This window comes from uncultured Paraglaciecola sp. (genome assembly GCF_937123705.1).
GTDB lineage: Bacteria > Pseudomonadota > Gammaproteobacteria > Enterobacterales > Alteromonadaceae > Paraglaciecola.
Genome location: NZ_CAKZKO010000039.1, coordinates 1 through 10,212 on the forward strand (window position 1 = coordinate 1; position 10,212 = coordinate 10,212).

A 10,212-nucleotide genomic window follows, 5' to 3' on the forward strand; every position below is an offset into this window, starting at 1 on the left:
CAACATCAACCGTGACCGCTGCCCCAGTAGGCGTTACTACCAAGGTATAAACAGTCGAACTAGTCGCGCTAAACGTACCCTTAGTTGCATTGCCTAACGTGATATCTGTTGCATCAAAACCTGTCACGGCTTCGCTAAAGGTGAAGGTCGCTGTAAATGCCGCATTGCTGTTTTCAGGAACACCACTGATCGCAACTGTTGGTGCTTCATTATCAAAGGCACTTGTTACTTGAGTCGCCGCCGTATTGCCATTGCTAGCGACATCAACTGCGACATTAGCTGCAACATCAACCGTGACCGCTGCCCCAGTAGGCGTTACTACCAAGGTATAAACAGTCGAACTAGTCGCCGTAAACGTACCCTTAGTTGCATTACCTAACGTGATATCTGTTGCATCAAAACCCGTCACAGCTTCGCTAAAGGTGAAGGTCGCGGTGAACGCCGCATTGCTGTTTGCAGGCACACCACTGATCACAACACTTGGCGCTGCATTATCAAAGGCACTGCTCGCTTGAATCGCCGCCGTATTGCCATTGCTTGCAACATCGATTGCGCTATTAGCTGCAACATCAATCGTGACTGCAGCGCCTGTCGGTGTGACCACCAAGGTGTACACCGTCGAACTAGTGGCCGTAAATGTGCCCTTAGTTGCATTGCCTAATGTGATATCTGTTGCATCAAAACCTGTCACGGCTTCGCTAAAAGTGAAGGTCGCGGTGAACGCCGCATTGCTGTTTGCAGGCACACCACTGATCGCAACTGTTGGCTCATTGTTATCTACCACAAAGGTATTTACGTTTTGAACCGTCGGTACTAGGTTAGTTAATGCATTGCCTGCTTCGTCCGCTATATTATGACCACTAGCAATTGCAAGGGTCGCTGTGCCATTAAGCGTTGCCAAGTCGCCTCCGGACACGGTTACTCGATATACAGAGCTACCTATCGGGGTAATACTCTGTACCGTAGCTGTTGTCCCTGTTACTTCAACGTCTGTCACATCGAAGTTATTAACAACTTCGTTAAACGCAATCGTCCAAATCAGGCTATCTACATTAGTAGGAGAGTTTGTGGGGATAGCTCGGAAGATATCGCTGATACGTGGGTTAACAGTATCGGTATTAGCCAGGAACTGACTGCTGTTACTTGTGGACAAAACACCAGAAGAAGCTTGCAGGTTGAAATTTTCGGCGGCTCCAGAAGCCGTATAATTAATTGTCAAATCACTAAAAGTCGACGTACCCGCAGTAGGCGTAATAGTAACCGTTGCACTACTACCATCAGTATCCGCTGTTCCGCTCATTATCGCGGAGCCAGCCCCCGTTTCTGTCAAGGTAATACCTGTTGTATAGCCAGTATCAAGCACATTATTGGCATCTCGGGCCGATACCACAGGTACCGTTGTCATGGCTTCTGTCACCGCGCTATTGAGTGTCAAAGGCGCTGGCTGTGTATCAAAGACCAACTTGGTAGCGACTACATCGGTCGTCACGGCACTGGCATTCGTCGTTGACAGGTTTGAACCAACACCGTCCTGATCATTGGCTGTTAAGGTGAAGCTTTGCTGATCGGCAGTCGCGCTGTAATTCAGGGCAGTAAACGTCGCCACACCTGAAACAGCGGCAACAGCGTTGCCACTTAATGCTCCCGCACTGGCCTCAGTTAAAGTCACCGTTTCTGTAAAACCGGTATCGGTATTACCAAAGGCATCGCGAGCTGTTACGACAGGCTGAGTTGTTAATGCCGTACCCGAAACAGAACCTGCTGGTTGGGTGGTAAAAGCTAATGTTGTTGCGACAACATTTACCATACTACCGGTGCTATTTGTAATAGCCGAGGTTGCGCCCATTTGGGTGCCAGCACCGACCGTGACGTCTGCGTCTCCATCAACAGACAGAATGTAAGTAAGCCCTTCGATTAAACCGGTATTGTCATTGTAATAAGCATTAACGGTGTAAACCTCACTAGCGCCATCGGCGATAGAAATGCTCAACCCTGTAAACGTAATGGTATCGGCTCCTGCATTGTAGGTACCCGTAACATTACTGGCATCATTACCATTCAAACGCCAAGTCACATTATCACGCTGAGTATCGGAGGCTGTGCCGCTCACGTTCAATACAATCTGACTAACCGTTAACGCATTACCATCGGCGGTACCACCATCACTCAATGTGAAGTCAAAAACATTCACAGCTTCGCCGGTGGTATCTAGGGTGGTATCGATGGCCACCGGCTCAGTAACCCCGCCCGCGGCGGTTAGGCTACCATCGGAATCAGCGACCAGCCCAGTCAATTGACTACTATTGGCGGAGGACAAACCACCGGAGGAGGCTTGCAGGTTAAAGTTTTCTGATGCACCACCTGAGGCGGTATAAGTCATATTCAAGCCTGTGAACGTCGCCAAACCAGATGTCGGTGTCAATGTCACCGTAGCCCCACTGCCATCCGTATCACCCGTGCCTGTTAGGGTCGCAGATCCCGCGCCATTAACTTCGGCTAGGGTAATTCCAGTGCTATAACCAGTATCAATCACATTATTCGCATCTTTGGCAGAAACAACGGGAACTGTTGTAAAGGCTTTGGATTCACCACTGTTAACCGACAACGGAATCGGCTGTGTATCAAAGACCAACTTGGTGGCGACTACATCGGCCGTCACGGCATTGGCATTCGTCGTTGACAGGTCTGAACCGACACCGTCTTGATCATTGGCCGTTAAGGTAAAGCTCTGCTGGTCAGCGGTAGCGGTATAATTCACCGCGGTGAAAGTAGCCACACCATTGCTTGCAGCGACACTAGCACCACTCAAACTACCCGCACTGGCCTCAGTTAAAGTAATGGTTTCGGTAAAACCGGCATCGGTATTACCAAAAGCATCGCGAGCTGTTACGACAGGCTGAGTTGTTAATGCAGTACCCGAAACAGAACCTGCTGGTTGGGTGGTAAAAGCTAATGTTGTTGCGACAACATTTACCGTACTACCAGTGCTATTTGTAATAGCCGAAGTTGCGCCCATCTGAGTGCCAGCACCGACCGTGAGGTCTGTATCACCATCAACGGACAGTATGTAAGTAAGCCCTTCGGTTAAACCGGTATTGTCATTGTAATAAGCATTAACGGTGTAAACTTCACTAGCGCCATCGGCGATAGAAATGCTCAAACCTGTAAACGTAATGGTATCGGCTCCTGCATTGTAGGTACCTGTAACATTACTGGCATCATTACCATTCAAACGCCAAGTCACATTATCACGCTGAGTATCGGAGGCTGTGCCGCTCACGTTCAATACAATCTGACTAACCGTTAACGCATTACCATCGGCGGTACCACCATCACTCAATGTGAAGTCAAAAACATTCACAGCTTCGCCGGTGGTATCTAGGGTGGTATCGATGGCCACCGGCTCAGTAACCCCACCCGCGGTGGTTAAGCTACCATCGGTATCAGCGGCTGCAGTAACAATATAAGTACAGGCCTTGCCCACGGGAGAGTAGGCAGTACCATCATCAAAATCCCAATTTGCAAGCGTATAAATATTTGTGGCGATTTCTTCAGCCGTACCAGAAACCGTGCCACCAGCACACCTAAATTGCCAGTTATCAACTTCGGTCGATGCATTATGCAATCGAATGGCGTTAATACCATTGGTTAATACATCAGGTAAAGCCGAGGTTGAGTTACTCAGCGTACTGCCAGACCAATCGCCATCAGTGGATGGATCGTTGCTTTCATTGGAATGCATGCCTGTAATGATTGTTGGAGATGCCAGGCTTCCCTGAAAGGCAAATAATTGATCTCCAATCGATGACATAGTCATATCAGCTGGCTGGACAACTGTTCCAGTTGAAGCCGTAAGAGTAAACTCGGTAATGGTTACGACAGTGCCGGCACTCAATGCTGAGCCACTGGTCCAAACCATTTCACCATCACCTGAGTTTGGAACGAAGGTTCCTGGATTATTAACACCTTGGTCGGTAAACCGTATTTCTGTGCTTGCATCCACATCTTTCAATAAAACAAATGCGAAATCATCGTTGGAATCGAGATTAAAGCCAACAAAGGCAATATCTCCCGTCGATAAACTGGTGGCGGCCTGCGCCGACAGGGTACCAGCGAAGCCTATCGCCAGTATGAATTTTTGCCAAAATCGATTCATTTTTTGATGACCTTAAAATTTTCGTTTATGTTTATCTTTATTTTTGAATACCGTAGAAAACATAATTCCCAGCAATAGCAGTCACTGGGATTACTCCATGTTTTCGAATGACCTTTTTAACTGCGAGAAGGATACATTCCCGCCATACAGATAACGTAATTAAGAGCCAGCGTCGGCTGAATATTACTGAAACTCCGCTGCGCACCGGCATTACCTGTTTCTCCATTAAGAGAGCAAGTACCCGAATTGCCGCCGTTATACATACTCCCTGATACAGGTCCTGTGATGTACTGGGAGTTTCCACTGTTAGCCAAAACTCCTGTTACGGGATCATCACTATTACCTTCATCTTCGCTAACAAATAGCGACACGGTGCCCGCAGCATTAGCGATAATATGCTTGTGCTGAGGCATGTTCTGCTCAGTTAAAGTCGTAAATTCCGAACCACCTTTTTCCCCCCAGTACCAGCCTTGTAATCCAGGGCTAGTACCTTGACTGACCGCCACCCGGCCGCGAAGATCTGGCAAGCCAAAAGTAGAACGACCATCGCCACCATAAGTTGTCCCTAGCAGGGAAAAAAGTGCTTCATTCTGGGCAATTGCAATAAGACTACCGGAGCAAGCACCGAAATTTCGGGGTACAAAATTTCCAGCAAACAACTGCACATCAGCCAAATATTGGTTATCCATAATTAAAATCCTTCATATTCTGATAAACGGTCATATTTCTATCCAAATCGACACTTTAAGAGCGAGTCGGATACAAGCCATTAGTACAAATAATGTAATTCATCGCCAAAACAGGCTGAATATTACTAAAAGGCTGTCCTTGACCCGTATTTCCAGTCTCTCCCGAAACATGACAGGTTCCTGAGTGACCGTTGTTGTACCCTGCCGGAGCTTCTACGCCACTTTTATATTGAGAATTACCACTATTGGCCAACACCCCCGCAGTGGGATCATCGGTATCTCCTTCTTCTTCACTCACATAAAGGCTGATACTTCCATTAGCGCCTGTGGCCGTGAATGAGTGGTTATGATGAGGTAACTCTGCGATGCTTAGTTGGTTAACTTCCCGACCACCTCTCTGACCAATAACCCAGTTGGCCAAACCATTGCCACGCCCCATATTCACAGGCACCCGTCCCCGCAGATCCGGCAAACCAAAAGTAGTCCGACCATCTCCACCATAACTGATGCCTATCACTGAAAAGAGTACGGAATTAGTGCTAATTGGCAGCACCTGTCCAGCACATAGCGCAAAACTACGTGGTGCAAAATTGCCGCCAAACAAGCGGACTGAACCGTAATATCCATCATCCATTTTTACTTTCCTTAATAAAGCTTAGATTTATTATTGAATGGCCTGACAACTTTCAAACTTCTGTCCAGCTTGCAGCCGATAACGCTCGGCAAAGCGTAAACCACTAAAAATTCCGCCTGGGCTACTGATCACATCCAATCGCAATAGACCATCAGTAGAGGCCAGCAATATTCCTTTAGGTGCCCCTAAATGCACGATCATGCCCGGCTCTAAGTGAAAGTTATCTCCTTCCAGCGGAGTACATTCCAACAGTTGTAAATATTCCTGCCCAAATCGAAACCAAGCACCCTGACTGGCACTGGCACAGGCCCGCACCAAGTTAAAAATATCCAGACCACTCATGCTCGACCAGTCAATCTGGCGCTCTGATATCTGGACTTTCGGCGCGCTGCTAGATTCACCTTCCTGTGCCCATGCTGTAACGTCTAGGCCACCAGCATCTATCCAAGCATTAATCAAAACAGGTAATTCAGTTGCCACTGTATTGGATAAACTTTGATGGGTATCAAACGGGTGAATCAGTAATGCTTTCTGAAACAACAAATCCCCTTCATCCACTTTATCCGCTACTTGATGCAAGCTTAATTGAGTTTCATTCGCTCCTTGGCGTAACAACCAGTACAAAGGATCGGCACCACGTAATTGCGGTAAGGCACTGGCATGAATATTCATTAAGCGACCCTGTAGCTTCTCCGTTATTTGCGAAGGGAACAGGTACGACAAAAATGCACTAATGGCGCAATCGGCCGCCACAGTGTCAAAGTGCTCTAATAAAGCTTGCGGCTGGGCCGGATCAATAATCTGTAATGGAATATTCTGCTGCTGACAAAACCAGCCCAGCTGCTGACTATCTTCGGCGCGAACATTGTGTAGCCAAACACCGGCTAATTGTCCTTTAGCCTGCAATTGCTGGATCAGCGGCAAAGACAAACAACTTTGGCTGACGACGATAATTTTCATCAGCTGCTCACCTCAGACTTGACCAGTGTCGGAAGAAACCCCGGTAAGCCCAGCTTACGATAATAAAATTTAAGACTGTCCCCGGGTTTAGCTAATAGATCACCAGACTTGTAATCGTTTGGAGTGAAACCTATACACACACTCAAGTCTGGCAATGGATGACTAATACCTGACTCATATTCTTCTATCCAACAATTCTCAGCTACTTTTATGCGGGTCGTTAGCAGTAGTATGTAGTCTTTGGCATCCACAATATTATCGGGAATTCTTACCTGGTCGCATTCCACCAAGCAGTTACCGCCATCCAATTCCAGAGTTTGTAACTGCAGCACGTTATGTCGATTAACTTCCAAGATAGAGCCCAACTCAATACGGCCAGAGTTAGCGATGGAGGTATCGCGTCCTTCGGCGGGATATTCCTCAGCACTCTTAACCAATACAGCGCAAATAGAAATATTTTCAGGCACCATAATGGCGTCATGCGCTAACAGGGATTCGAAGTGTTGACAGATACTTAGATGAGCTTCACGGCCAAAACCATGCTGCATGGACTCCAACAATAGAATATTCACCGAGCCTGGTTCAGCTTGATAATCACAGGCATCCAAACACAATACGTCCACTTGATCCGCCAAACCACAGAGGTTCACCAATTCCAACGCCGTATGTGCAGCGGCAGGATGCACATCAATCAGGGTTACTTTCAACAGGGGGTTTAAACGCTCTTGCTGCTTTAAACTGTACAACAAAGGCAATAGCAAAGGGGCATAAGGCCCACAGGCGGGATATACAAGATGTTGTGCTTTGCCTTCGGTATTGGTGTCAACACCTATTAATGGTTCGAGTGCCTGCCAAAACGCACCGACTCTGGGGGTATCGGTGATAGTTTTGATGCAATAATCTGGCGACATGACCAAACCATGCCGATTGATATACTGGAGACTGCGCTGCTCAGGTGGTAAATCCAACGATGTATAAATAGCTGTTAGAGCGTCATAACACTTATTCAATTCTTGAGAAAAGGCAATACGGCCAAGTTCACGGCTGGACACCGCAGTAGTAAGCGCCGCCCGCGCTTGTTGTTGCCGCTGTTCCAGTGTGATCAACGGTGCATTTCTGGTTGCTAATTGCTGACGCAAATTTTGATTAAGTGATTGCAATAAATCCGGATGATACAGAGAATCCTGCTCTGCCCCCTCCATTCCTATTGGCAAGGTATTAATTTCTATATCCATATATTTATAAGCCTAGCATTCAGCTAAATCGAACAAAACTTGATAGTAATTAAAATCACTATCAAGTTTTAATACATAAATAATAGATATATATAGTTAAAAAGCAAACAGCAATTTTCTTTAACTAATCTAATGGCCGCTACAGAAAGCTATGATATTTTTAAGCAGAAAATGTAAACCAAAAAGCTTGTGCGTCCGTATACAAACTACAGCCTAGTACAACTGTTAATTGAAGTTTAAACAGATCAATAAAAAGCTAAATAGAAGTAAAACGGTATGACGTCAAATATTGAAACACTACTCGCAGGTGAGAAAGCGTTAGATAATGCACCAAAAGCAGAACTGGCGGATGGGCGCTTCTGCATTCCTCAGCATTATTTAAGCTACCAGCATACTTTGCAGTCTGTCGAACAGCTGTTATTGGATATTGACTTTGATCCACGCTATCCAGTATTTGTTAGCCAAGATAACTCAGATAAGCACTCAAATAAAAACGCAGGAATTTATATTCAAGTAGGCATTGTCGGCATTGATAATTACAAGCCTTCTAATGCTGAAGTTTCTCAGGATAAAATCGTATATGGCCGAAAATGGCGCATTGAGCCGCAGCTGCCTACTTCGGAGATCATTCAGACGGTATTTTTGGCGTTAAAGAAAGCACGTGAACACGAGGTGAGAGAACTGTTCCGTTTAGAGACTCTAAATAAGACTACGACCCCTTTTAATAATCATCACGACTTGCCACTACTCACTAACAGTAGCGATCGACTACAGTCGGCCAAAGTCACTGGGCCCCAGTCTGATCCCTCATTATTCAAGAAAGAGATAGAAGATGCGCTCTGTCGAATAAATTATGGCGGAATCCAGTTTGAATTAATGACGTTCATGGCGCGGCACACGGGCGATTTCTTAGTCGATTTGAAGGTTATTCCTAGTAATAATCATACGTTGAGCGAATTAAGTAATACCCAATTCATAAGCCTTTTCATTAAAAAGCTTGATGTGAATTATTTCCTCCACCAGCTGATGCAGCAATTGATTCAATTGAGTGATCGCTATGTAGATGAAGCCTTTACTTATCGTGGTTTTAATCGTTTTAGCTGGGATAATAATATTGAAGCCATCGCTCAGCTATCCAGTGAGGTTAGACAACTTCATAAATCGGAAGATGCGAAAAGCTTTACTCAACACTGGCAGCTAAATAATTATGAAACGGATCGTAGTCGCATACCCGTGGTTGCTTCTGGTGCTTTATGGAGTAAATTGAAGGTTCAGCTAGAGCCTTTCTCTCCGATTGAAAGCACGCTTCCGATCAACTTTACCTAAATTAGTGCCAGTATCCTAAAAACAAGAAGCACTATGCATGCAAACTCGCCCGGTATTCACTGGGCGTGACTCCTGACCATTTCTTAAAAGCCCGACAAAAAACTGATGGATTGGTTATGCCAATATAATTAGCAATTTGTTTAGTCGATTTACTCGACTGATACAGCATTTGTTTCGCCATTGAAAATCGAACTTCATCGAGCAACTGCTGAAATGACACCCCTTCGGATTTCAGCTTGCGAGTCAGTGTTCTATGAGAGCAGGATAGCTGATCAGCTAACTGATCACGATTAAGAAAAATCCCTTTTTTACCGCTGTAATGCATTATCCGCCTAGCCTGAAAACTAATAGAACTTTGCTGCTCATGCTTTGCTTTTTCAAGATTGAGTTGAGCAATATAAACAGCCTGCATGGATGAATTTGGACTTTTAACTCTCTGAGCCAGTACTGCTCGAGGAATCCGTATTCTATTAATCGGTGAGTGACTATAAACAGGGGATTCAAACTGTTGCTCTAGCTGACTTTTATAATCTGAAACATCATGGCTAAAATAAAATTCAGCCTGTATCTCAAAACCTGAGCGTTTACCATAAAAATCAAAAGCACAACAAATCAACTCAACCAATGTTGATTCTAGTTTTTTAAAATTTGCGAGAGGTAAAATTTCTACATCAAGGTATCTGTCGCTGTAATTAATACTAAAATCAAAGCCTGGTATAAAAAGCTCAGTATATTCTTGAAAAAGATTAAGTGCTTGTTCAGCATCCTGAGCATTAATAATGGCTAATCCCAGCATTCCTAGAGTATCTTCTTTGAAATGCTGCAGTATTTGTAAACTAAAAGGTTCATCTTTTTTAGCTAACATTTTCCCTAGCGAAATCATCAAGTAAACCTGATCGCCATCTAATAGAGCTTCTGGATTTTGTAAAATATCCACAGGAATATTAATCAGCTCTAAGCCTTTAGAAATCGAAAAGTCGAAAGCTAAATCCTGAGTAATCGTATCTATAAAATCTTTCGCTAGCTGACTATAGAATGCTGGGAATTTTAATTCTTTAAGTTCGCTCATGCGCTCAGTATCTTAAATATTTGCTTAGAGTAGTATATTACACGACTTTCGCAATGCTCACCTTACCATCAAGCAATACCTAAACGGCTCATTGCTTTCTCTAACAATACAGATTCATCAAAGTTATTAGGATGAAAACTTGG

General features: G+C 45.0%; 7 protein-coding genes. 1 reads left to right on the forward strand and 6 read right to left on the reverse strand.

The window, feature by feature from the left end:
* The 5 genes from Q0688_RS07310 to Q0688_RS07330 form a co-directional block, all read right to left on the reverse strand.
* A partial coding sequence (locus Q0688_RS07310) for an Ig-like domain-containing protein (RefSeq protein ID WP_299074662.1) occupies positions 1 to 4,156 on the reverse strand: 4,156 nt, incomplete at its 3' end.
* A gap of 116 nt (positions 4,157 to 4,272) precedes the next feature.
* Positions 4,273 to 4,845: a phage tail protein gene (locus tag Q0688_RS07315; RefSeq protein WP_299074664.1), complete on the reverse strand. Its 573-nt coding sequence runs from the start codon at positions 4,843 to 4,845 to the stop codon at positions 4,273 to 4,275.
* Positions 4,846 to 4,900: 55 nt separating this feature from the next.
* Entirely contained in the window at positions 4,901 to 5,479 is a 579-nt protein-coding gene (locus tag Q0688_RS07320) for a phage tail protein (RefSeq protein ID WP_299074666.1), read from the reverse strand.
* A 30-nt stretch (positions 5,480 to 5,509) separates the two neighbouring features.
* Positions 5,510 to 6,439 (reverse strand): formyltransferase family protein, encoded by a 930-nt coding sequence (locus Q0688_RS07325; protein WP_299074668.1) that lies wholly within the window; start codon positions 6,437 to 6,439, stop codon positions 5,510 to 5,512.
* Complete coding sequence (locus Q0688_RS07330; protein ID WP_299074670.1) at positions 6,439 to 7,674, reverse strand: hypothetical protein; 1,236 nt, start codon at positions 7,672 to 7,674, stop codon at positions 6,439 to 6,441. Before Q0688_RS07330 ends, Q0688_RS07325 begins: the two co-directional genes overlap by 1 nt.
* A gap of 276 nt (positions 7,675 to 7,950) precedes the next feature.
* Between Q0688_RS07330 and Q0688_RS07335 the strand changes: the two genes are divergently transcribed.
* The gene (locus Q0688_RS07335; RefSeq protein WP_299074672.1) at positions 7,951 to 9,000 is read left to right on the forward strand and encodes a hypothetical protein; all 1,050 of its coding nucleotides are present in this window, start codon (positions 7,951 to 7,953) and stop codon (positions 8,998 to 9,000) included.
* Positions 9,001 to 9,031: 31 nt separating this feature from the next.
* Here Q0688_RS07335 and Q0688_RS07340 read toward each other — a convergent pair whose 3' ends face one another.
* The gene (locus tag Q0688_RS07340) at positions 9,032 to 10,069 is read right to left on the reverse strand and encodes an AraC family transcriptional regulator (protein WP_299074674.1); all 1,038 of its coding nucleotides are present in this window, start codon (positions 10,067 to 10,069) and stop codon (positions 9,032 to 9,034) included.
* Between the last annotated feature and the right edge of the window lie 143 nt (positions 10,070 to 10,212).